Raw genomic sequence first — 23,207 nt, 5'->3', positions numbered from 1 at the left:
CTCGACCGGGAGCAAGCCTCGATACCCATCAAGCAAATTTTTTGGGCACCAGTTCAACAAAACTGATTAATCAAGCTGCAGCTACCGCCTCTTTTGACGAAATTTTGCTCGCAAAGACGATGATTGCCACCAGCATGAAGAAGGCAGCCACGATATAGGGCGCGCCGGCGAACTCCACCAAGGCACGCGCTCCGGTGAAATTGCTGAAGGCTTGAGTGAAGATCAGAGGGCCAATGATCGTCGTCAGGCTCGTGAGGCTGGTCATCGCGCCCTGCAGTTCGCCTTGCGCCGAAGGCGGAACCTTGGCGGCGGCGATGCTGCGCAGCGCCGGGTCCGCGATGTTCTCTATAGTGGTGCCGAGAATCACCGCATAGACGACCCAGCCTTCCCAGGCGAGCCCATAACCGGTCAGTCCGATGCAGGAGAAGGAAAGCCCAAGCACCGCCGTCCTCCATTCGCCGAGCACCGGCACGACTTTCGGCAGAACGAAACCCATGACGAAGGCGGCGCAAATGCCGAAGAGGCCCAGCGAAAAGCCGATCTGCCCCTCGCTCCAGCCATAGCGATAGGACGAGACGAAAGACCAGACCGATGGGTAGACGGCATGGGCGAGCCAATAAAGGAACATCACCAGCATGACCCAGCCGATACCTGGATAATGGCGCATCTGCCGAAGCGCGCCGAGCGGGTTGGCCCGCTTCCACTCGAATTTGCGGCGATTGCCCCGTTCCAAAGTCTCCGGCAGCAGGAACCAGGCGGCGATGAAATTGGCGAGCGACAAAAGCCCGGCGCCGAGGAAAGGCACGCGCGGTCCGAGTTCGCCGAGCAGGCCGCCGATGACCGGGCCGATCGTGAAGCCAACGCCGAAGGCGATGCCGATCAGGCCGAAATTCTTCGCGCGATTCTCGTCATTGCTGATATCGGCGATATAGGCCGAGCAAGTGGCGAAGCTGCCGCCGGATATACCGGCCAGAAAGCGGCCCACGAAGAGCATCCAGAAACTGGTGGCAGCCGCGCAGATCAGGTTGTCGAGCGCGAAGGTGAAGACGGACGCAAGCAGGATCGGCCGCCGGCCGAAACGGTCGCTTAAGTTTCCGAGCAGTGGCGCGAACAGGAACTGCATGGCCGAATAGATGAGCAGCAGCCAGCCGCCGTCGACCGCAGCCGCGCTCACGTCGTCGCCTGTCAGCTCCTGCAGGAAAGCCGGCAGCACCGGCATGATGATCGCGATCCCGATCACGTCCAGGAACAGAATCATGAAAACGAGGAACAGGCCGCGGCGAACGAATTTGGGATCGAGCATCGGGAGGTCTCTGTGGAATTGAGATTCTGTAAGGACGATCGCGTCGCCGGCTGGCCTAAATACCCGATGCGCCGGACGGAAACAATACGTGAACATCTCAAAGTTTTTGATGAATGGACGCCAGCATGAGCGGCCAGCCCGCCTTCATCATCCACCGATACTCGCTACCCCGCAGCCAAAGCCAAGGCTGCAAGAAGCCTGCGGGTTCTCGACAATCGTCTCCATCCCGCTGTAGAAAGGGAAGAATTCCCTCCTATGGCGGCATTTCCATGTTCGAACTTTTCTGGCGCGGCGCGGTGATCGGCATCGGCGCGACCGTACTGATGGATATCTGGGCGATCGTCCTTTACCGTGTCTTCGGCCAGCCAAAGGCAAACTGGGCGCCCGCGGGGCGGTGGTTCTGGCATCTTGGCCGTGGCAAGGTGTTTCACGAGAACATCGCCGATGCCGAACCTTATGCCAACGAATTGGCGCTCGGCTGGATCGGCCACTATGCCGTTGGAATTCTATACGGCCTGATCCTCGCCTTCATCGTCGGCTCCGCCTGGTTCGCCGCCCCGACTTTTCTGCCTGCATGGATACTCGGTATCGTCACGGTAGGCGCCGGCTGGTTTCTCATGCAGCCCGGCCTCGGGCTCGGCTGGGCGGCATCCAGAACACCGAACCCCACCAAGGTGCGTGCCCTGAACCTCGTGGCACACACGATCTTCGCCGCCGGACTTTATGGCAGCGCACTGCTGATCCGCTGATCAGCCGCCCTCGAGATCGGCTTTCAGCCGGCCGAGCATATCCACCGCCTGTGCCGCATAAGGGCCGATCCATCTGTCGTGGATCGCCTTGATCGGCAGCGGATTGAGGTGATTCCATCTTTCCCGCCCTTGGCGCTTCGCGATCACCAAATCCGACTCCTCCAGCACCTTCAGGTGCTGCATCACCGTACAGCGGTCTATCTGCGAGAACCGGGCGCAGAGTTCGCCCGTCGTTTGCGGCCTGTCTTTCAACTCGTCCAGAATCTCCCTGCGAACACGCGCGGCCAACGCCTTGAAAATTCTGTCGCTTTCATCTTCACTTGACATGTTATGTTTTTATAACATTATGGAGCTGAGAACAAGGGAGAAGGACCATGGAACTGAAATTCAAGGTATCGGGCCGGATTTCGAAACCGGTCGAAGAAGTCTTCGAGGCAGTTGTCGATCAAAAAAAACTATCCGGCTATTTCACGACCGGCGGCGCCAGCGCGCGGCTGGAGACCGGCACCACCGTCACTTGGGATTTCGCTGACTTTCCTGGCGCGTTCCCGGTTGAGGTCGTCGAGGTGGAAAAGAACAGGAAGATTGTACTGCGCTGGGATGCGACAGACGGCAATGCCGCCGAACAGGGACCGGAAAACGTCGTGCTCGCCAACTACAAGACGACGATAACCATGACGTTCGAACCTGTGGACGGAAACCGCACGCTGGTGACAATTGCCGAGGAAGGCTGGCGGGAAACACAAGGCGGCCTGGCTGCATCCTATGGCAACTGCCAGGGATGGTCGCAGATGCTCTGCGCATTGAAAGCCTATGTGGAATACGGCATCAACCTTCGCGAAGGTATGTACAAATAAACGGTGGCGGGCAAGGCCCGCCGCCACTCTCACATCTGGGCCGCGAAAGTATCGCAGGCATTGATGTCGCCGGTATCGAAACCGCGGCGGAACCATTCCATGCGCTGCGCCGATGTCCCGTGATTGAAGCTTTCGGGCACGACATAGCCCTGCGTGCGCTTCTGCAGCGTATCGTCGCCGATCTGCTGGGCGGCGTTCAGCGCCTCTTCGAGATCGCCGCGCTCGAGAATGCCCCTCTGCTCGGTGAACTTGGCCCATACGCCGGCGAAGCAATCCGCCTGCAGTTCCACGCGCACGGACATGCGGTTGGCTTCCGTCTCGCTCATGCGCTGACGGGCCTGATTGAAGCGCGGCAGGATGCCGAGCAGGTTCTGGACGTGGTGACCGACCTCATGGGCGATCACATAGGCTTCCGCGAAATCGCCTGCCGCGTCGAAACGCTGCGAAAGCTCGCGGAAGAAGCTCGTGTCGAGATAGACCTTGCGGTCGCCGGGGCAATAGAAAGGACCGGAGGCCGCGGACGCAAAGCCGCAGGCCGAGTTCACCTGGCCTGAAAACAGCACCAGCATCGGCTCCTGATATTGCTGTCCGTGTGCCTGGAAGATGCCGTTCCAGGTATCTTCCGTCTCGGCAAGCACGGTGCTCACGAAGGCCGTGCTCTCGTCATCCGCCGGCGTGCCGGTCGTCTGCTGCTGGGTGGAGCCGCCATTCGTGGAAAGTTCGCCGGTGAGCATCGTCAGCGGATTGATTCCCGCGATCCAGCAGACGATCAGAACGAGCACAATGCCGCCGATACCAAGACCGCCTCCCCCGCGGCGCATCCCGCCACCGCCGGAGGGAAAGCGAAAGCCTCCGCCGCGACCGAAAGGACCGCCTCCCGGCGAGACGCCGCGTCTGTCCTCGACATTGCCCGACTGGCGACGGCCTCTCCATTCCATTATCGCGCTCTCCTGTTCGCCTGCTCTCTAGACAGCATCATATAACGCAACCGCGGGCAAGGCGATCCTTGCCCGCACGGGTGGTGAAGAGATTTCCGTTCAAGCGACCCGAAGCGCGCTCTTGCCCGGCAGAAACACGGTCAGCAGCCCGAGCCCCGGCAGGAAGGCGCAGAGGAAATAGACGAAGGAGATGCCGTGGCTATCGGCAATCACACCGAAGAGCGCAGCCGAGATTCCGGCCATGCCGAAGGCGAGACCGAAGAAGATGCCGGCAATCATCCCCACCCGTCCCGGCACGAGCTCCTGCGCCATGACGACGATGGCCGGAAAGGACGAAGCCATGATCAAGCCGATGATAGCCGAAAGCACGATCGTCATCGGCAGATTGGCGAAGGGCATTGCCAGCGTGAACGGCAGCACGCCGAGGATCGAGACCCAGATCACCACCTTCGAGCCGAACCGGTCGCCGATTGGTCCGCCGACGACGGTCCCGAGCGCAACCGCGCCCAGGAAGATAAAGAGCATGGTCTGTGATTGCTGAACCGTCACGCCGAAGCGCTCGATGACGAAGAAGGTGTAGTAGCTGCTGATGCTCGCCATGTAGGCATTCTTCGAGAAGGTGAGCAGCGTCAGCACGGTAAGCGCGATCACCACGGTGCGGCGTGACAGGTTGTGCGGCCGGACAGCCTTCTTGCGGCCGGCATTGGCAAGCATGTGCGCCTTGTACCAGCGCGCCACCCGGCTGAGAATAAACATACCGAGCATGGCGGCGACGGAGAACCATGCGACGCTGCCCTGCCCCCGCGGCACGACGATGAAGGCGGCAAGCAAAGGTCCGATCGCCTGGCCGAAATTGCCGCCCACCTGGAAGACCGATTGGGCAAAGCCATAACGCCCGCCGGCCGCCAGCCGTGCCACGCGCGAGGATTCCGGGTGAAAAATCGCCGAGCCGATGCCGACCAGCGAGGCTGCGAAGACTAGCATGCCATAGGTATGGGCATTGGCGAGAATCAGCAGCCCGATAAACGTGGAGCCCATGCCGACCGGAAGAGAATAGGGAAACGGCTTCTTGTCGGTAACGATCCCGATGACCGGCTGCAGCAGCGAGGCCGTGCATTGGAAGGCGAGCGTCAGGATACCGATCTGCCAGAAATCCAAGCCGAAATCAGCCTTCAGCATTGGATAGATCGCCGAGATCATCGACTGCATGACGTCGTTGAGCATGTGGCAGAAGCTGACCGCAAGAATGATCGGCAACACCGTCACTTCCGCGGGAACAGCCGCTACGGGTTTCATCGTTGCATCGGCCATGGTGTCTCCTCAGCGCAACCGCCGTCTATGAGGAGGCAGTTGCCGCACGTTTGTTACGTGCAGCTCTTAATCCCGCCGGCGGTAGCTTGTCTATGACAGGAAGCCGCCTAGCGGTACGCTCCGCCTTTTTCGAGACTGGATCAGGAAGCCGAGGGAGTAGTCGCAGCCGCGACCCCGGACCTGCCCTTTCGTGTGAACAGGCGCGCGGCCCGGTTGAAGGGTTGCTCGATCACGACATAGGAAATCGAGGCGCCGAGAATGCAGGCGGCGACGATCAGCGCCATGCCGATGGCGGTCGCGGCTTCGCCAAGCGATAGGCGCTTGATGACGAACCAGCCGAAGCCGACGACGAACATGTGCGTGAGATAGAGCGAGTAGGAAATATCACCTAGGCGCACCAGCAGGTGGATGATGCCCGCATCGCGAACGAAGCTTTCGCAAGCTAATGCGAGCGCGACCAGCGCCAGAGCGGCGATGACAAGCCAGATATAGCCGTGGAACCCCGCAAAATCCAAAAAATGCAGGCTGAACAGCATCCAGAGAGAGCCGAGGCTCGCCATCGTCATGGCGAAAATGCCGAGTGGCGATATGCGGTCGAACATTCGGCGCTTCTCCGCTTCGGCAAGCCACAGCCCGCCGATGAAGGCCAGCAGCGAGAAATTGAGATAGAAGGAGAGAATGCCCGATGCCGGTTCGATGAAGAAGGCGGCCATCGCCATCGAACCTAACAATCCGGTCAGAAGGATCGTTCTCCTGACCGTCGTCGCCACCCAGAAGAAGGCCGCGAACAGGATATAGAAGAAGACCTCGTAGTTCAGCGACCAGCCGAGCTTCAGCAAGGGGCGCCAATCCGTCGGGTCCCCCGGTATCGCGGCCGGAATGAATAGCATCGAATTGACGAAGTAACCTATGTCCGGGGTCGTGTTCTTGAACAGCGACGGAAGGAAGAGAGCGCAGAAGAAGGTCAGCAGGGTGCAGGCCCAATAGAGCGGTACCAGGCGGAAGAAGCGGCGCACAAGGAAATCCGCCGGGTCGAACCGGCTATCGGCAGAATGCTCGCTGCTGTTGATATGCGAGATGATGAAGCCGCTGATGGCGAAGAAGACGATCACGCCGAACAGTCCGAGCGTCAGGATATCATCGTTTGGCATAGTCTGCGGATGCTCGATGGTATGCGCTATCACAACCGAACCGGCCGCAAGGCCGCGCAGTATCTGGATGGAAAGCAACTTGCGCCGACCGACGGAACCTGGCGAAACGACCACGACAGCACCCTCTGAACCTTACCCGCTGCCGTGATTTATTCATTTGCTTCGATTTTGTCGTCGCGATTATCCGAAGTTACTTAATAGGTAAAACTCTATCGTTCATGCTCTTCGGTTAGGCCCTGTCGCCGAGCTCGGCTTTCGTGCGGCGAAAACCCCGGTGCACGAAGAAAGCCCCGGCGACGACGGCAAGGGCGAGGATGACGGCCCAAACGAGATTACCGGAAAAGATCACGTCATACATGATCCGGCCAGGCAGCAGCGTGAAGAGGCCCGCGCCGACGATGCCGCCGAGATACATGCCGAGCACGATCGATCTGTGACGGCGGATGTCATGGCGCCTTGCCGCCGCGATCGCCCCGAAGGCTCCGAAAAGGACCAGGATGGAAAGCAGGTGGATGGGGCTGAAACCATAGAACAGGTTCAGTTCATGGATGAAGAACGTCGAGATCGAGGTTACCACCATCAGCACCATCCAGACCTTGCCGAGCAGACGATGCGTCGGCGTGCCTTTGCGGGCAGAAAGGATATAGGCGCCGAGAATGGCCGCGGGCACAACCGTTGCGACATGAAACTGGATGACCGGCGATGCCTCCAGGAGCGGCTGAAGCGTCATGAGAATACGATCCGAATTGAACTCCACGGCTCTTTCGGCCATGAATGCCCCACCCTCAACCGAAAATGGCGCAACAGACGGATAAACTTCGTGGATCGACCCCTTTTGCAATCCACGCTTCGTGAAATGCGGCTCTTCACCGCATCGCCGCGCTTCTGGCTGACCTTCGGCGCGATCGTCCTGATCTTTGCCATCACCGGCCCTTATGGCACCTCACAGACCATGGGGCCGGCCGAACGCTTCGGATATTGGCTGAGCCTCCACGCCGTCACCTGGACGATCGCCATCACCTTCTCGGTTCTTGCGGAAATCCTGCTGCGGCGACCGATCATGAGCATGTTCTGGCGCATGATGACCGGTTCGATAATAGCGGCCCTGCCGATTGGCCTCGCTCTAACGCTGCTCGATCTCGGCTTTCTCGGAACGGCATTCTCCTTCACAGACATTCTGCGGCGGGCCATCTTCGCCGTGCCACTCTGTGCGCTCTTCTGCCTTCTGACCTTCCTCGCCATGCGGGAGAAGATCGTTCATCTCGAAGCCTCACCTCCGGCACACGCTTCCGCCGGCGCTCCGATTCTCGACCGGCTGAAACCGCAGAACCGTGGCGAGCTCATAAGGCTTTCGGTTCAAGATCATTACACCGAGGTCGTCACCACGCGGGGCAAGGAACTGGTGCTGCTGCGGTTCGCCGATGCGATCAGAGAGACAGGAGCGACAGCCGGCCTGCAGGTGCACCGTTCCCATTGGGTGGCGGATGCGCAGGTGAAGAACCTGAAGCGAGACAACGGCAAGCTTTTCGTGGTCATGAAAGACGGCGCGGAAATCCCCGTCAGCCGGACATTCCAATCCGCCACTCGCGAACACTATGCGGGACGCTGACCTACCTCACCATACTTAAGGCTGGACATCGAAGATCTGGAGTTCTTCGAAATGATTCATGTCGGCGAACTCGCAGAATGCCGGTGGCCGTAATTCCAGGAACTCGAGGCTTTCGCGGATGTCCTTTGCGGCATCCGAAAGCATCACCTCCCACGCCGGCAACGCCGCGTCCTCGAACCACTCGATCACATAGCTGAAAGTGATGTGGAATTCGTAGCTATCGTGATCGGGATGCCTGTAACCGAAGACATCCGCCAGGCTGTTCCGCCAGTCCTTGAGCGCCTGCCTGTCCTCGCTCGTCAAGCCCTCCAGAACGAGCCCGGTCGGCAAGGCCCGCACCACCTGCATGCGGAATGCCGGCCCTCCCGTGAAATCGCGAAAGCGCTCGCGATAGATCGCGGTCATTTCGTCCACGGGGGTGTCGAGCGCGATATCCCCTGGCCAATAGGGCAAGCGCCGGCGGCGTTCGATAATCCCCTGGAACAGCGTCATGTGAAGGCTGCTTATCGGCGTGAACGCGAGCTGCGGCGCTTCCGGCATTGCAAGATAGCGCTCGCGCGCGGCTATCAGCGCACGTTCGGTCTCGGAACCCGGAACGAGGTGACAAACGACCGTATTTCCCGGTTCGGGAAGGAACCGCCCGCTCCTGTCGTAACGCGTTCCCAGATGAAACGGCGGCTCGGGCCTCCGGCTCTTCGCGAAGTTCAGCAATTCGGATGTAACAGATGTAACGATCGTATCGGCCACGCTGGATACTCCCCATTTCCGAGCGCGTTCCTTAGCCCTCCCAAGGCACAGAAACGTGACACCTGGCGGGGATATTCCCATTGGAAGGGCGGTCGCCGGAGGTCGGTGTCGCCGATAACCGGAATACGAATGCAAATCCTGTCGATTTGGTGATTTATGGGGTTCCGTTTGCGGACACATTTGCCTATAAGCCCCGTCTAGCCTGAAAAGACCTTGAGTTGCGCGACCCGACCGGTGATCTCCCACACCCGGCCGGCTTTTCGCGCAGAAAAAAGCGGAAAGACGATCATGCCGAAGCGCCAAGATATCAAATCGATCCTCATCATCGGCGCGGGGCCGATCGTCATCGGCCAGGCATGCGAGTTCGATTATTCCGGCACCCAGGCCTGTAAGGCGCTGAAGGAGGAAGGTTACCGGGTTATCCTGGTCAACTCCAATCCGGCCACCATCATGACCGATCCGGGCCTTGCCGACGCGACCTATGTGGAGCCCATTACCCCGGAAGTCGTCGCCAAGATCATCGCCAAGGAGCGGCCGGACGCGCTGCTTCCGACCATGGGCGGCCAGACGGCGCTCAACACCGCCCTCTCCCTGAAGCGCATGGGCGTGCTCGACCGCTATAATGTCGAGATGATCGGCGCCAAGCCCGCCGCGATCGACAAGGCCGAGGACCGCGCGCTCTTCCGCGAGGCGATGGCCAAGATCGGTCTTGAAACCCCGAAATCGATGCTTGCCAACGCGACGGATATCAAGGACCAGGACCGCAAAGCGCATGAGGCCGAGCGCGCCAAGCTGCGCGAAAGCCTTTCCGGCGCCGAGCTCGACAAGGCGCTCGACGCACTCGAAAACCAGTGGAATCTCGGCGAAAGCGACCGCAAGCAGCGCTATATGAGCCACGCGCAGGCGATTGCCGCCCAGGCGCTCGACCATGTCGGCCTGCCGGCCATCATCCGCCCCTCCTTCACGCTCGGCGGCACCGGCGGCGGTATCGCCTACAACCGCTCTGAGTTCTTCGAGATCGTTTCGAGCGGCCTCGACGCCTCCCCCACCACCGAAGTGCTGATCGAAGAGTCGGTGCTCGGCTGGAAGGAATACGAGATGGAGGTGATCCGCGACAAGGCGGACAACTGCATCATCATCTGCTCGATCGAGAACATTGATCCGATGGGCGTCCACACGGGCGACTCGATCACCGTCGCGCCGGCGCTGACGCTGACCGACAAGGAATACCAGATCATGCGCAACGCCTCGATCGCGGTGCTGCGCGAGATCGGGGTGGAAACCGGCGGCTCGAACGTGCAGTTCGCCGTCAACCCGGCAGACGGCCGCCTCGTCGTCATCGAGATGAACCCGCGCGTCTCGCGCTCCTCCGCACTTGCCTCCAAGGCGACCGGCTTCCCGATCGCCAAGGTCGCGGCGAAGCTTGCGATCGGCTACACGCTCGACGAACTCGAAAACGACATCACCGGCGGCGCGACCCCGGCCTCGTTCGAACCCTCGATCGACTATGTCGTGACGAAGATCCCGCGCTTCGCATTCGAGAAGTTCCCCGGCGCCGAACCCACGCTGACGACGGCCATGAAATCGGTCGGCGAAGTCATGGCGATCGGCCGCACCTTCGCGGAATCGCTGCAGAAGGCGTTGCGCGGTCTCGAAACCGGCCTTACCGGCCTTGACGAGATCGAAATCCCTGGCCTTCAGGACGAGGAAAACTCCAAGAACGCCATCCGCGCCGCGATCGGCACGCCGACGCCGGACCGGCTGCGCATGGTCGCCCAGGCGCTGCGCCTGGGGCTCAGCGAGGCCGAAGTCCACGAGGCCTGCAAGATCGATCCGTGGTTCATCGCCCAGTTCAAGGCGATCGTCGATATGGAAGCGCGCATCCGCGAGCACGGCCTGCCGACCGATGCCGAAAACCTCCGCATGCTGAAGGCCATGGGCTTTTCCGACGCCCGCCTTGCAAGCCTGACGGCCAAGCGGCCGAAAGAAGTCGCCGAGCTTCGCAACAGCCTGAACGTTAGGCCCGTCTTCAAGCGCATCGATACCTGCGCGGCCGAGTTCGCCTCGCCCACCGCCTACATGTATTCCACCTATGAAACGCCCTTCGTCGGCTCGCTCCGCTCCGAAGCGCAGGTTTCCGATCGCAAGAAGGTCGTCATCCTCGGCGGCGGCCCGAACCGTATCGGCCAGGGCATCGAGTTCGACTATTGCTGCTGCCATGCCGCCTTCGCGCTGAAGGATGCCGGCTACGAAGCGATCATGATCAACTGCAACCCGGAAACGGTCTCGACCGACTACGACACTTCCGATCGCCTCTATTTCGAGCCGCTGACGGCCGAGGATGTGATCGAAATCCTGCGCGCCGAGCAGGAAAAGGGCGAAGTGGTCGGCGTCATCGTCCAGTTCGGCGGTCAGACCCCGCTGAAGCTCGCAGAAGCGCTCGAAAAGAACGGCATCCCGATCCTCGGCACCGCGCCCGACATGATCGATCTCGCCGAAGACCGTGACCGCTTCCAGAAGCTCCTGATGAAGCTCGACCTCAACCAGCCGAACAACGGCATAGCCTATTCGGTGGAACAGGCCCGCCTCGTGGCGGCAGAGATCGGCTTCCCGCTGGTCGTGCGCCCGTCCTACGTGCTCGGCGGCCGCGCCATGCAGATCATCCACTCGGAATCCATGCTGCAGACCTATCTGCTCGACACGGTTCCGGGCCTCGTGCCGGAAGACATCAAGCAGCGTTATCCGAACGACAAGACCGGCCAGATCAACACCCTGCTCGGCAAGAACCCGCTGCTCTTCGACAGCTACCTCACCAATGCCGTCGAGGTGGATGTGGATGCCCTTTGCGACGGCGAGAATGTCTTCGTCTCCGGTATCATGGAGCATATCGAAGAGGCCGGCATTCACTCGGGCGATAGCGCCTGCTCGCTGCCGGTGCGCTCGCTCTCGAAGGAAACGGTGGACGAGCTGGAGCGCCAGACGACCGCGCTCGCCAAGGCGCTCAACGTCGGCGGCCTGATGAACGTCCAGTACGCCATCAAGGACGGCACGATCTACGTGCTGGAAGTGAACCCGCGCGCCTCCCGCACCGTTCCCTTCGTGGCGAAGACCATCGGCGCGCCGATCGCCAAGATCGCTGCCCGGGTCATGGCGGGCGAGAAGCTGGATGCGGCAATCGCCGCCTACGGCCAGAAGCCGGACCCGCGCAACCTGAAGCACATCGCGGTCAAGGAAGCTGTCTTCCCCTTCGCCCGCTTCCCCGGCGTCGACACGCTGCTTGGACCCGAAATGCGCTCGACCGGCGAGGTCATCGGCCTCGACACGGATTTCGCTCTGGCCTTCGCAAAGTCGCAGCTTGGCGCGGGCGTCGAACTGCCGCGTGACGGGACGGTATTCGTTTCCGTTCGCGATGAGGACAAGGCCCGCGTTCTGCCGGCGATCCGCATCCTGAGCGAGATCGGCTTCAAGGTGTTGGCGACCGGCGGCACCCAGCGCTTCCTCGCTGAAAACGGCATTGAGGCGACCAAGATCAACAAGGTGCTGGAAGGCCGCCCCCATATCGAGGATGCCATCCGTAACCGCCAGGTTCAGCTGGTCATCAACACGACCGATGGTAACAAGGCGATCTCGGACTCCAAGTCGCTGCGCCGCGCCACGCTGATGCAGAAGGTCCCCTATTACACCACCATGGCCGGCGCCGAAGCCGCAGCACTTGCGATCAAGGCACTGAAGGCCGGCAATCTCGAAGTGCGCCCGCTGCAAAGCTATTTCGGCTGAGCCAAACCCTGCCCGCATCACAATGCGAAGGCCTCTTCCCTTGGGGAGAGGCCTTTTCATTTGCGTCGTTCAGGATTTCGCGGATAGCTAAGTCATAGATAGTCGCGGATCAGCCGCCACATCACAAGCGCGGCGATAAAAACACCGGCCCACATCATCAGCGATGTCAACACCGACACGATCAGATATCTCAGCCGCCTCGTCATTGGCGGAACCTCCAGAAACCATGCGCGCGGAATTTAGAAAGGCGATTGCACGGTGTCTTTCTTAGTCATCGGTCAAGGTTGACACTTTCTTAACAGCCAACTCTCCCGCCTCCCACATGTCTCATTTCGGGACACTTTCGGCTCCTCACGGGACAAGAAGGACAAAAGCGCCTGTAGAAGCTTGCTTTCCGGAACGGTCCGGCCGCTCCGTTTAGGAACGATCCGGCCCTCATCCGCCGCTTGAAGCGGCTCGAATCGAGATGCGAGCTCGAGCGGATAAGCGGCTGAATGGACTCGGATATCCTCGCTTCCAAGGGTGCGGCCCCGTCGGGGCGTGCGCGACAGATAGTCTCTCCCTCACCCGTAATGTGCCAGTTTCGAACACAGCAGGAGCAGCATGGTTCCCGACGGACTTGAAATCTCTGCGGGAGATGCCATCTCGAAATCTCTGGCAATTGCAGTTCATGATCTGCTATAGTCCGGAAAACTCTGATTTGTGGATGGTTCCGAAGTTTCGCTCCGGAACCTGTTTCTTTTTGTGTCCGCGGCAACCGCGGGCATGAGGTAAAGGACGAAGAAATGGTTGATAAGGTACCGATGACGCCGAATGGTTTTACAAAGCTGCAGGAAGAACTGCGGTGGCGTCAGCAGGAGGAGCGTCCGCGCATCATCGAGGCCATCGCTGAGGCGCGCGCTCATGGCGACCTTTCGGAAAATGCCGAGTATCATGCCGCCAAGGAAGCGCAGAGCCACAACGAAGGCCGCGTCGGCGAACTCGAGGACCTGATCGCCCGCGCAGAGGTGATCGACCTCACGAAGATGTCGGGCTCGAAGATCAAGTTCGGCGCAACCGTCAAGCTCGTCGACGAAGACACCGACGAGGAAAAGATCTATCAGATCGTCGGCGATCAGGAAGCCGATGTGAAGGCCGGCCGCATTTCGATTTCATCTCCTATCTCCCGCGCGATGATCGGCAAGGAAGTGGGCGATTCCATCGAGGTCGTGGCTCCCGGCGGCTCCAAGAGCTATGAAATCCTCTCCGTGAGCTGGGGCTGATTTCCGGCTGCCATCTTGCACTCGCTCCGCCATATCACCGTCATCGCGCCTCATTTCAAGCGGCGCCTATCGGGCGTGACGTCTACCGTCGTCCAGCTCGTGCCGGAACAGATCCGGCTCGGCCGCGGTATCGTCACGCTTGGCCCCGGCCTGCCTGACGGCTTGCCGAAGATGAAGTGGCGGCAGCTTTTGGCGCTCTGGTCTCCTCCGGAGGGGGCAAGATGGCGCGTCTGGCATGCGCGCCGCAACACGGAGATGCTTCCGGGCATTATCCTGCGCCATGTCTTCCGCATGCCGCTGAAGCTTCTCTTCACCTCGGCGGCGCAGCGCCGCCACACCGGCTATACCCGCTGGCTGATCCGGCGCATGGACGCCGTGGTGGCAACGAGCGGCCGCTCCGGCTCCTTCCTCGAGGTTCCTCACACCGTCATCCGGCATGGCGTCGATCTCGACCTCTTCCATCCCGCATCGGGCGAAGAGGACAGCATCGCGGCAACTGGCTTGCCGGGAAAATATCTGATCGGCTGCTTCGGACGCGTCCGCCATCAAAAGGGCACCGATCTTTTCGTGAGATCGATGATCGACCTTCTTCCGGACCACCCGGAATGGACGGCGGTGGTGAACGGCCGCGTAACGGCCGAACATCAGGCCTTTGCCGATGAGCTGAGAAAGGCCGTGGCCGATGCGGGCCTCTCCGAGCGGATACGCTTTCTCGGCGAGGTGGACGATATCAAGCCCTGGTATCGTAAGCTCACGCTTTATGTAGCGCCTTCCCGCAACGAGGGTTTCGGCCTGACGCCACTGGAAGCCATGGCCTCCGGCGTTGCGGTCGTCGCGAGCGACGCCGGCGCCTATGCCGAGATGATCGTTCAGGATCAGACCGGAGCCGTCGTCCCTGCGGGAGATTATCGGGCGCTTCGCGAAGCGATCCGCAACTATCTGGCTAATCCCGAAGAGACGCTGGAGCAGGGCAAGGCCGGATTGAAGCACGTGCGGGAGAACTTCGCGCTGACGCGGGAGGCCGAGGCGCTGGAGACGGTTTATAAGCACCTGCTTGCGTAGCCGGAAAGCGGCGGGTTCCCTGCCCCACCTAGCCTTCCTTAAGCCTCGATGGCTGCTCTTGCATATCGGGCGTCATAGGCAAGACCGCAATCCTGCAGGGCTGACATCCTGGAGAAATTGAGAAGCTCGATCCTCTTTTCGTCGCAAACCTGCTTGGCAAGCTCGATATGGGCCAGGATGCGGGCGCGGGCGCGGGCGATTCCGGATTTGGCCGTCCAGCCGGTCCGCTCGTAAAAACGCGGAGTGCTATCCGCATTGGCGATGTCGATCCCGAAGAAGCCGATCCGCTCCGGCGCGCAATAGACCGCGAATTGAAGGGCGCTAACGGCGACGGAACCGCCCTGGAAGACGCCACGGGACGGATCGTCGGAAAAGCCCGCCCCTCGATCCGCGCTCAGATGCGCGAAATCGAATTCGACCAGTGTGGTGCTGCTTCTTCGAGCCTCCCGATACGGCTTGCGGATATCGTCGATGAGGACGATCCTTTTGTCGCCAAGCCATTTGTGGTCGATCTCGCATATCGCCCTGAGCACGCCGACGGAGAAGAGGCAGAACATTCCCTTCTCGACCTTTGCGCGCACGAGATCGAAATGGCGCCAGATGAAACGTTCATCCTCGATAGCAATTGCAAGCGGCCTTTCTATCGGGCAGCCGATCAGACTGACCGACCCGTTCAGGAGAATGGCGGTGCAGGAACCGATCGCGGATATGTCATTTTCCTTCACCGAAGGACCGGAACCGATGATGAATACATCCCGACCGGCTTGCGCCTTCAGTGCCGACGGATGCAGGAGCTGCGCAACCTCTTCTTCGCGGTAGACGACATGCCCCTCTTGGGCCGGATCAGCTGGCGCATCCAGAGCAAGTCCCGGCCACCAGTTCTGCGCATGCGCGTTCGCTCTGCCAAGGAGAACCGTGGCAAGAAACTTTATGGCCGAACGGTGCAAGGGCCGTTCCGATATCCGCACCACGCGCTCGCTCCTGATGTAGTGGCTTGCTCTTCCTCAGACCAAATCACGAGGCCTGAGACAAGAGGATATTGAAGGATCGGCCTTCGCATTGTTCAGCGCAGTTCGCAAAATTGCTTGATAGCAGAGCTGTGGCAGACATAAATGCAGGCACTCCAAGTATCCGGCGGCACCAGGCCCGGAAAGGCATTCTTTGACCCTCAAGGCAGTTATCCTGAACGACACGCGCGGCGACAATCATTTCGGCTGTCTCCGCGTCATGCGCATCATCGAGGAAAACCTGGCGCGGCGGAACATTCAGATAGTGGCCCGCAGCCTTGTTCGCAATGACTGGGAGAACGACCGGCGGTTCCTCGCCGCCATGTCGGATAGTAACATTATCGTCATCAATGGCGAGGGCACTCTCCATCACGGGGCACCGCAAGGTGAACGGCTGCTGCGGGTCGTCGATCATCCGGCGCGCGGCGACAAGCCGGTGGCGCTCATCAACGCGCTTTATCAGGAAAATCCCGCCGATTGGCGCCGCTATCTGGAGCGGATTGCACTGATCTCGACGCGCGATTCCTGGAGCGCCGAAGCCGCTTCGGCGCAAGCCGGCCGGCAGATCGGTTTCGTGCCCGATCTTTCGCTGGCGGAAGGTGCCGTTCCCGCTCCTGCGACCACGAACCGCAACCTGCTCCTGGTAGGCGACTCGGTTTCACGCGAGGTGAGCCGAACGCTTGCCAGGATCGCCTTCTCGCGAAGCGATGCCAGGTTTCTGCCGATCCTGAAGACGCTGAAACCGAGCAAGCCGCATTATCCGCCTCCCCTTCGCCTGCTGCGAGAAGCCTATATTCATCTGCATGCCGCAGCCTCGGGCATGCGTCACCCAGATATCCTTTTCAGCAAGGATGAAGCCGGCTTCATAGATGCGCTCCAGCACGCCTACCTGCACGTCACGGGCCGGTTTCATGCCGCATGTTTCTGCCTTTTTACCGGAACGCCTTTTCTGGCGGTGGATTCGAACTCCTGGAAGATCGGCGCGCTCCTGAACGATTTCGGCCTCGGGGCTCGAAGACTGACGACGATGTCATCGCTTGCCGACCGCCTCTCGCATCCCGAGAGGGAAAGCTATACCGACGAGGAGCGGCAGAAGATCGAGATCGGGTTGGAAAAGTGCCGGACCGATGCCGGGCTGCTTTTCGATGAGATTGAACGGATCGGAAGCCTCCACCAGCGCCAGTAGTCCGCGCAGGTCAGTTCAGCGAAAATCTTCGGTCCTTGGCGACAAGCGTCCTCACGAACCGTTCTTCGGCATCGAAATCGTGAGGCCCCTGCGTCCTGTCACGATCGCCCGACAATGATTGACTCTTGAAGAAATCGAAGCCGTAGAGCGCCACCGAGCGACAGCGCGAACGTGTCAGAATATCTATGACCATCAGCCCCGTGGTCGGTCGGCCGGGCATCTTGGCGTTAAGCGCCTCGTGGCGCTTCTTGGGATAAAGGAAGAAGTTCGGCCATTTGACGATCCAGCCCGGAAGCGCATTGCGTGGCGGCGACATCCATAGAATGTGGCTTGCGCCGCGCTCGGCCATGATTTCTCCCGGCAACTCGATGCTGGTCGCGATGAACGTCGTCCTCGCGCCGTGCGAGCGGATGTCGGGTATCGGTGCTCGGTTGCAACGGATGATGATGTCGCAGGCATCGATCGCAGCCCCGCAATCCCGTTCCCCAAGGCTTAGCGCATTGCCGACGAGCGCGACCGATTTTCCACGAAGTATCTTGAAGAGATCCGCCTCGGACAGCGCGGACCGATAGCACATACCGAATTGCCGGCGAAACCAGCCGATCACCTTGGCGGTCTTCTTCTTTGCTTTCTTCCTGAGGAACGGAATGAACCCTTCCCCGTTCATGCTGGTCATCAATGAACGCCTCGCCGTGGGCCTCCAGTTTCCTAGCGCAATGCCGATGCGTCCGTCACAAGCGCATAGACAAGCCGGGTGAAGAGCATGTTCTTCGGCCGTAGATACTGCCGGAAGTAGGGAATATTCGAAAGGGGGCGCCGGTCCATCGCGTCGCGCTCCTGCTGCGACAGCTCGTGAAACGCGTAGGTGCCCCGGTTTCGCGGAAGCCAAGACCGCCTGACCTTGCCATTCCGGTATGAAACCGGAAACGGGACATGCATCAGGATCGGGGAAAGCGGAAAAAGCCGCTGATAGCCGAGTTCTGTCAGAACTCTCTTGTTTTCCGATTCGCTATCCCGGAACTTCCAGTTCATCGCTTTGAGAAGCGAAAGCCGCAGGATGCCGACATCGGCATAGGAGCGACGGACATCCCCTTCCGGGAACCGGTAGGCATTCCACGCCTCCACGATCTCGTAGTTGTAGCCCTTCCGCAGGAAACGCGGATCGACCTGCAGAACCTTTTCATCCGCCTCGAACAAGGTTGAATACTGCCGGCAGATATAGTCATCCATGGGGCGCACGAACTGCATGTCGTCCTGGATGAGGAAGAGATATTCATATCCCTTTTCAGTGGCCAGATCGCACATGAACTGGACATTGTCGTAGAGATTGCCGTGCTTTTTCCCCTCCTTGTCGCTCTCGGAAACGAATGAGAACTTGAAGGAGCCGGCATGCCTGCGGATCACGTCCCTGGTGGCCGCATCCTCGCTCTGGTCGTCGATGATGGCGAGATCGAAGCCCGGACACATCTTCAGCGTCGAGGTAATGCACCTCTCAAGCGTATTTCCCATATTGTAGGAGAAGATCGCCAGAAGCGTATTCTCGGGTGTAAGCATAGTATCAATCCCGCCAGCCCTGCTGGCCTAGGGTCAAATTTCCACCAGGCCGAGCTGCTTGACCTGACGGATCGTCAGCATGGTGCGAACGGTGTCGACATGTTCGTCCGCCGTCAGCACCTCGATCACGAAATCCTGGAAGATCGTCAGGTTCTCCGCTGCGCAGCGCAGAAGGAAATCGCTGTCGCCATTGACCATCCAGGCTTCCCGCACGATGGGCCATTGCTGCACCTTCGAGCCGAAGCCCTTGAGATCGGCATCGGACTGCCGCTTCAACCCCACCATGCAGAAAGCCACCAGATCGTAGCCGAGCTTGGGAGCGTTCAGCAGCGCATGGTAGCCTTCGATGATGCCGGCTTCTTCCAGCTTGCGCACACGGCGCAGGCAAGGCGGCGCCGATATGCCGACCCGCTCTGCGAGCTCCACATTGGTGATGCGCCCGTCGCGCTGCAATTCCCTTAGAATCTTGATGTCGATAGCGTCGAGATCAGCGCGAAGCACGATTTTTCCCTTCGTTTTTTTTCAGGCTTTTAGCGCAAGACGGATTTTAAGCAAGAATATGTCGCGTCCACCGCTGACGTTTCCATGCCAACTGTTCTGTTGTTAACGCAAGGCTGCCCTTGAACTAATGCATGGATCGCACTTAAATGCTGCGTCAAAAGCGGCAGATCGCGATCGACTCCTTATATGAGGAATGTAGGGAGGAGCCATGCCTACGCTTTGATCCGGTCTTCGAAAGGAAATTTCATGTCTGCCCGTCATACCGAGGTTCTGATTATCGGCTCCGGCCCGGCCGGCTATACTGCCGCCATTTATGCGGCGCGCGCCATGCTGAAACCGGTTCTGATCGCCGGAATGGAACAGGGCGGCCAGTTGATGATCACCACCGACGTGGAGAACTATCCAGGCTTTACCGATCCCATCCAGGGCCCCTGGCTCATGGAACAGATGTTGAAGCAGGCAAGCCATGTCGGCGCCGAGATCGTCAACGATCTGGTGACCGAGGTCGAGCTTTCCCGCCGCCCGTTTACCGTGCGCACCGATTCCGGCACGACCTGGACGGCCGAGACGATCATCATCGCCACCGGCGCCAAGGCCAAGTGGCTCGGTATTGAAAGCGAGCAGCATTTTCAGGGATTCGGCGTTTCGGCCTGCGCCACCTGCGATGGCTTCTTCTACCGCAACAAGGACGTGATCGTCGTGGGCGGCGGCAACTCCGCCGTCGAGGAAGCGCTCTATCTTTCCAATATCGCGAAGTCGGTCACCGTCGTGCACCGCCGCGACAGCTTCCGCGCGGAGAAGATCCTTCAGGAACGCCTCTTCCAGCGGCCGAATGTCGGCGTGCTGTGGAATACGGAAGTCGCCGAGATCACCGGCAAGCCCGCCAAGCCGCCGATGCCGCCGTCCGTCGAAGGCATCCGCCTTCGTGACACCGTGACCGGCGCGATTACCGAACGGCCCGTCGACGGCGTCTTCGTGGCGATCGGCCACGCGCCTGCCACGGAACTCTTCAAGGGCAAGCTGAAGACCAAACCCAACGGCTATCTCTGGACCGCTCCCGATTCGACCGCGACGGACGTTCCCGGCGTATTCGCCGCCGGCGATGTGACCGACGACACCTTCCGCCAGGCGGTCACCGCCGCAGGCATGGGCTGCATGGCCGCGCTGGAAGCCGAGCGCTATCTCGCCGGTATCCAGCCAATCGCCGTTGCGGCAGAGTAAGGGCCTCGCATGGGTGTGCCGCTGGACTGGGACAAATTGCGCATTTTCCACGCGGCGGCGGAGGCCGGGTCGTTCACCCACGCTGCCGACAAGCTGCACCTCTCACAATCGGCCATCAGCCGGCAGGTGAGCGCGCTCGAGCAGGACGTGGGCGTGAAGCTTTTCCACCGGCACGCCCGCGGCCTGATTCTCACCGAGCAGGGAGAGCTGCTTTACCGCACGGCGCATGACGTGCTGCTGAAGCTCGAAACGGTGAAGGCGCAACTCACCGAGACGACGGAAAAACCCTCCGGCAAGCTCCGAGTTACGACCACCGTCGGCCTCGGCCAGGGCTGGCTGACCGACAAGGTCCAGGAATTCCTGCAGCTCTACCCGGAAATGGCGATCCAGCTCATCCTCGACAACGAAGAGCTGGATGTGAACATGCGCCATGCGGACTGCGCCATCCGGCTTCGCCAGCCGCAGCAGTCCGATCTCATCCAGCGCAAGCTCTTCACCGTGCATATGCACGTCTATGCGGCGCCCTCCTACATCAATCGTTTCGGAGAGCCGCAAACGGTCGAAGATCTGGACGATCACCGCATTCTCACCTTCGGGGAACCGGCGCCCAATTATCTTCTCGACGTCAATTGGCTGGAATATGCCGGGCGCTCCTCGGACAATCCGCGTACGCCGCATCTGCAGATCAACAGCCAGACTTCGATCAAGCGCGCCTGCCTGCTCGGCATCGGGATAGCCGTATTGCCGGATTACATCGTCGGCCGCGATCCGGGGCTGATCCAGCTTCCCATCAATGCCGACATCCCGTCCTTCGACACGTATTTCTGCTATCCGGATGAAATTAAGAACGCCGCGAAATTGAAGGTCTTTCGCGATTTCATCGTCGCCAAGGCGCGCAATTGGAATTTCTGAGCCCGCTTCAGCCTATGGCGAATCAAGGCATCCATAAAAAACAATAGGTTACGGGAATATAAAAAGATGACTATGCCTTCATGGCGGTTTTTTGGCCGAAGGCTTGCGCTTCCCGCATAGCTGTTGTGCACAAAAACGTATTGTTCGCTGCACAAAAAACCACCATATCGCACACAGCTGATGCACATGGTGGCTTTCCTCCCAGTTCCACCGCAGCAGCTGTTCCCCTCTGGAGGTTTTTGACCTTCACACCTATAGGGCCCTGGAGCGATCCGGCGGCCCTCTTTTTTTGCTCTGCAAAAATTTCGCTCAGAAAACTTCCTGTTCAATATTCCATCCGCACCCCTTGTCCATTCGCCTCCGATTACCCATATTGGTTGTAGCTGGCGCCCCTTCTTTGACGACTCCCCGTTGTCCCGCGCCGGCTGTTCCCCTCTGGAGGTTTTGACCTTCACACCTAGGGCCCCGGAGCGATCCGAGGGCCTATTTTTTTACGCTCCGGCATTTCTCCGCAAATCGGTTCCTTTAAATCGACGATTTCCGATCTATATATCGGAGAAACACGATTTAAGGTCACGATGGACAAAACGGAAATCTTGAAAGCGCTCGCCCATCCGGCTCGAGTGGAATTCCTGGAATGGATGCGTGAACCCGAACGCCATTTTTCCAGTCAACTCCATCCTCTCGAAATGGGCATCTGCGCCAATCAGTTCGAGAAGCGCTGCGGCCTGTCGCAATCGACCGTCTCGGCGCATCTGTCGACCCTCGAGAAGGCCAACCTGCTGACGATCCACCGCGTCGGCCAATGGGCATTCTATCGCCGCAACGAGGAGACAATCGCGACCTTTCTCGAGGAGCTTCGCTCCACCCTCTGAAATTCCCCGCCCCCGCTCCGTGAAAAAGGAAATTCGCATGGCCAATCTCTTCGATCCGATCAATTTCGGTGACATCTCGCTTTCCAACCGCCTCGTGATGGCACCGCTCACCCGCAACCGGTCCCCGAAAGCCGTCCCGAACGATCTCAACGCCATCTATTACGAGCAGCGTGCCAGCGCCGGCCTCATCGTCACCGAAGGGACACCCATCAGCCAGCAGGGCCAGGGATATGCCGATGTACCCGGCCTCTACCTTCCGCAGGCGGTCGAAGGCTGGAAGAGGGTGACCAAGGCCGTTCATGAAAAGGGCGGCAAGATCGTCACCCAGCTCTGGCATGTGGGCCGCATCTCGCACGTCTCGCTGCAGCCGAACGGTGCAGCACCCGTGGCGCCCTCCGCCATTCCGGCGAACAGCAAGACCTTTATCATCAATCCGGATGGCAGTGGCGCGTTCGCGGAAACCTCCGCTCCCCGCGCGCTGGAGCGTTCGGAGATCGCCGGCATCATTGAGGACTATCGCAAGGCTGCCCGCGCGGCTGTCGATGCCGGCTTCGATGGCGTCGAAGTGCACGCTGCAAACGGCTATCTGCTCGATCAGTTCCTCAAGAACGGCACGAACCAGCGGACCGACGACTACGGCGGCTCCATTGAAAACCGCAGCCGCTTCCTGCTCGAAGTCGTCGATGCGATTGCAAAGGAAATCGGCAGCGGCCGCACCGGCATCCGCCTCTCGCCGGTAACGCCTGCAAACGACATTGCCGAAACCGATCCGCAGCCGCTCTTCAACTACGTGGTCGAGCAGCTTGGTCCCCGCGGTCTCTCCTTCATCCACGTGATCGAGGGAGCCACCGGCGGCGACCGCAATTTCTCACAGGGCGACAAGCCCTTCGATTACCAGGAGCTGAAATCCGCCTACCGCAAGGCCGGCGGCAAGGGCGGCTGGCTGGTCAACAACGGTTACGACCGCGAAAGCGCGATCGAGGCCGTCGAGAGCGGCTATGCCGATGCCGTCGCATTCGGCAAGCTCTTCCTCGCCAACCCGGATCTGGTGCAGCGTATCAAGGATAATGCGCCCCTCAACGAGCCGGATCGCGCCACCTTCTATGGTGGTGGCGCCAAGGGCTATACGGATTATCCGGCGCTCGAAGCCGTCGCCTGATCTTTTCCGGAAACCACGCCCCGCAA

The 23,207-nt window shown here is 60.1% G+C and carries 22 protein-coding genes; 11 read left to right on the top strand and 11 right to left on the bottom strand.

Annotated features, from left to right (window positions below; all coding sequences use genetic code 11):
- Positions 1–70 precede the first annotated feature (70 nt).
- On the bottom strand, positions 71–1,303 hold the full coding sequence (locus tag ACE04I_RS23850; protein ID WP_046795439.1) for a TCR/Tet family MFS transporter: 1,233 nt from the start codon (positions 1,301–1,303) through the stop codon (positions 71–73).
- A 269-nt stretch (positions 1,304–1,572) separates the two neighbouring features.
- Between ACE04I_RS23850 and ACE04I_RS23845 the strand changes: the two genes are divergently transcribed.
- Positions 1,573–2,052 carry a DUF2938 domain-containing protein gene (locus tag ACE04I_RS23845; RefSeq protein WP_046795440.1) on the top strand — a complete coding sequence of 160 codons (480 nt, stop codon included), beginning with the start codon at positions 1,573–1,575 and terminating at the stop codon, positions 2,050–2,052.
- On the opposite strand, the gene ACE04I_RS23840 is transcribed toward ACE04I_RS23845, so the two are convergent.
- Positions 2,053–2,379, bottom strand: a complete 327-nt coding sequence (locus tag ACE04I_RS23840; protein WP_046795441.1) for an ArsR/SmtB family transcription factor — start codon at positions 2,377–2,379, stop codon at positions 2,053–2,055. It abuts the gene before it with no gap.
- 47 nt (positions 2,380–2,426) lie between these two features.
- On the opposite strand from ACE04I_RS23840, the gene ACE04I_RS23835 reads away from it, so the two are divergent.
- Positions 2,427–2,909: an SRPBCC family protein gene (locus ACE04I_RS23835; RefSeq protein WP_046795442.1), complete on the top strand. Its 483-nt coding sequence runs from the start codon at positions 2,427–2,429 to the stop codon at positions 2,907–2,909.
- 29 nt (positions 2,910–2,938) lie between these two features.
- Here ACE04I_RS23835 and ypfJ read toward each other — a convergent pair whose 3' ends face one another.
- The 4 genes from ypfJ to ACE04I_RS23815 form a co-directional block, all read right to left on the bottom strand.
- Positions 2,939–3,847 (bottom strand): KPN_02809 family neutral zinc metallopeptidase, encoded by a 909-nt coding sequence (gene ypfJ, locus ACE04I_RS23830; RefSeq protein WP_046795443.1) that lies wholly within the window; start codon positions 3,845–3,847, stop codon positions 2,939–2,941.
- Positions 3,848–3,946: 99 nt separating this feature from the next.
- Positions 3,947–5,158, bottom strand: a complete 1,212-nt coding sequence (locus ACE04I_RS23825; protein ID WP_082118398.1) for an MFS transporter — start codon at positions 5,156–5,158, stop codon at positions 3,947–3,949.
- 140 nt (positions 5,159–5,298) lie between these two features.
- Positions 5,299–6,423 (bottom strand): acyltransferase family protein, encoded by a 1,125-nt coding sequence (locus ACE04I_RS23820; protein ID WP_046795444.1) that lies wholly within the window; start codon positions 6,421–6,423, stop codon positions 5,299–5,301.
- Between the two features lie 115 nt (positions 6,424–6,538).
- Complete coding sequence (locus ACE04I_RS23815; protein WP_046795445.1) at positions 6,539–7,081, bottom strand: DUF2306 domain-containing protein; 543 nt, start codon at positions 7,079–7,081, stop codon at positions 6,539–6,541.
- Between the two features lie 48 nt (positions 7,082–7,129).
- Here ACE04I_RS23815 and ACE04I_RS23810 point away from each other — a divergent pair, with 48 nt between their 5' ends.
- Positions 7,130–7,918, top strand: coding sequence for a LytTR family DNA-binding domain-containing protein (locus tag ACE04I_RS23810; RefSeq protein ID WP_137326589.1), 789 nt, complete (start codon positions 7,130–7,132; stop codon positions 7,916–7,918).
- A 15-nt stretch (positions 7,919–7,933) separates the two neighbouring features.
- Here the strand turns inward: ACE04I_RS23810 and ACE04I_RS23805 are convergent, their stop codons facing one another.
- Entirely contained in the window at positions 7,934–8,665 is a 732-nt protein-coding gene (locus ACE04I_RS23805; protein WP_487207654.1) for a DUF1868 domain-containing protein, read from the bottom strand.
- 288 nt (positions 8,666–8,953) lie between these two features.
- On the opposite strand from ACE04I_RS23805, the gene carB reads away from it, so the two are divergent.
- The 3 genes from carB to ACE04I_RS23790 all read left to right on the top strand — a co-directional run bounded on the left by carB (position 8,954) and on the right by ACE04I_RS23790 (position 14,766).
- Entirely contained in the window at positions 8,954–12,442 is a 3,489-nt protein-coding gene (carB, locus tag ACE04I_RS23800) for a carbamoyl-phosphate synthase large subunit (RefSeq protein WP_046795446.1), read from the top strand.
- Between the two features lie 785 nt (positions 12,443–13,227).
- The gene (greA, locus tag ACE04I_RS23795; protein ID WP_046795447.1) at positions 13,228–13,704 is read left to right on the top strand and encodes a transcription elongation factor GreA; all 477 of its coding nucleotides are present in this window, start codon (positions 13,228–13,230) and stop codon (positions 13,702–13,704) included.
- 15 nt (positions 13,705–13,719) lie between these two features.
- Entirely contained in the window at positions 13,720–14,766 is a 1,047-nt protein-coding gene (locus ACE04I_RS23790; protein ID WP_046795448.1) for a glycosyltransferase family 4 protein, read from the top strand.
- 38 nt (positions 14,767–14,804) lie between these two features.
- Here the strand turns inward: ACE04I_RS23790 and ACE04I_RS23785 are convergent, their stop codons facing one another.
- Positions 14,805–15,737 (bottom strand): glycosyl transferase, encoded by a 933-nt coding sequence (locus ACE04I_RS23785; RefSeq protein ID WP_348625765.1) that lies wholly within the window; start codon positions 15,735–15,737, stop codon positions 14,805–14,807.
- A gap of 190 nt (positions 15,738–15,927) precedes the next feature.
- Here ACE04I_RS23785 and ACE04I_RS23780 point away from each other — a divergent pair, with 190 nt between their 5' ends.
- On the top strand, positions 15,928–16,959 hold the full coding sequence (locus ACE04I_RS23780) for a polysaccharide pyruvyl transferase family protein (protein ID WP_046795449.1): 1,032 nt from the start codon (positions 15,928–15,930) through the stop codon (positions 16,957–16,959).
- A gap of 10 nt (positions 16,960–16,969) precedes the next feature.
- Here ACE04I_RS23780 and ACE04I_RS23775 read toward each other — a convergent pair whose 3' ends face one another.
- From ACE04I_RS23775 to ACE04I_RS23765, 3 genes are read right to left on the bottom strand one after another with little or no spacing between them, the layout of a single operon-like run.
- The gene (locus ACE04I_RS23775; protein ID WP_052760443.1) at positions 16,970–17,635 is read right to left on the bottom strand and encodes a glycosyltransferase family 29 protein; all 666 of its coding nucleotides are present in this window, start codon (positions 17,633–17,635) and stop codon (positions 16,970–16,972) included.
- A 32-nt stretch (positions 17,636–17,667) separates the two neighbouring features.
- Positions 17,668–18,513, bottom strand: coding sequence for a glycosyltransferase family protein (locus ACE04I_RS23770; protein ID WP_046795450.1), 846 nt, complete (start codon positions 18,511–18,513; stop codon positions 17,668–17,670).
- 33 nt (positions 18,514–18,546) lie between these two features.
- Positions 18,547–19,014 (bottom strand): Lrp/AsnC family transcriptional regulator, encoded by a 468-nt coding sequence (locus ACE04I_RS23765; RefSeq protein WP_046795451.1) that lies wholly within the window; start codon positions 19,012–19,014, stop codon positions 18,547–18,549.
- A 246-nt stretch (positions 19,015–19,260) separates the two neighbouring features.
- Between ACE04I_RS23765 and trxB the strand changes: the two genes are divergently transcribed.
- The 4 genes from trxB (at position 19,261) to ACE04I_RS23745 (ending at position 23,181) form a co-directional block, all read left to right on the top strand.
- Positions 19,261–20,235 (top strand): thioredoxin-disulfide reductase, encoded by a 975-nt coding sequence (gene trxB / locus ACE04I_RS23760; protein ID WP_046795452.1) that lies wholly within the window; start codon positions 19,261–19,263, stop codon positions 20,233–20,235.
- Between the two features lie 15 nt (positions 20,236–20,250).
- A complete protein-coding gene (locus ACE04I_RS23755) occupies positions 20,251–21,147 on the top strand; it encodes a LysR family transcriptional regulator VtlR (RefSeq protein ID WP_046795591.1) in 897 nt (298 codons plus the stop codon).
- 578 nt (positions 21,148–21,725) lie between these two features.
- Positions 21,726–22,022 carry an ArsR/SmtB family transcription factor gene (locus ACE04I_RS23750; protein WP_046795453.1) on the top strand — a complete coding sequence of 99 codons (297 nt, stop codon included), beginning with the start codon at positions 21,726–21,728 and terminating at the stop codon, positions 22,020–22,022.
- 37 nt (positions 22,023–22,059) lie between these two features.
- Positions 22,060–23,181 (top strand): alkene reductase, encoded by a 1,122-nt coding sequence (locus ACE04I_RS23745; protein ID WP_046795454.1) that lies wholly within the window; start codon positions 22,060–22,062, stop codon positions 23,179–23,181.
- Positions 23,182–23,207: the final 26 nt, after the last annotated feature.

Source organism: Rhizobium moroccans, from assembly GCF_057559155.1.
Note: the sequence above shows the minus strand (reverse complement) of the source record. Positions and strands in the feature narration are given on the sequence as shown.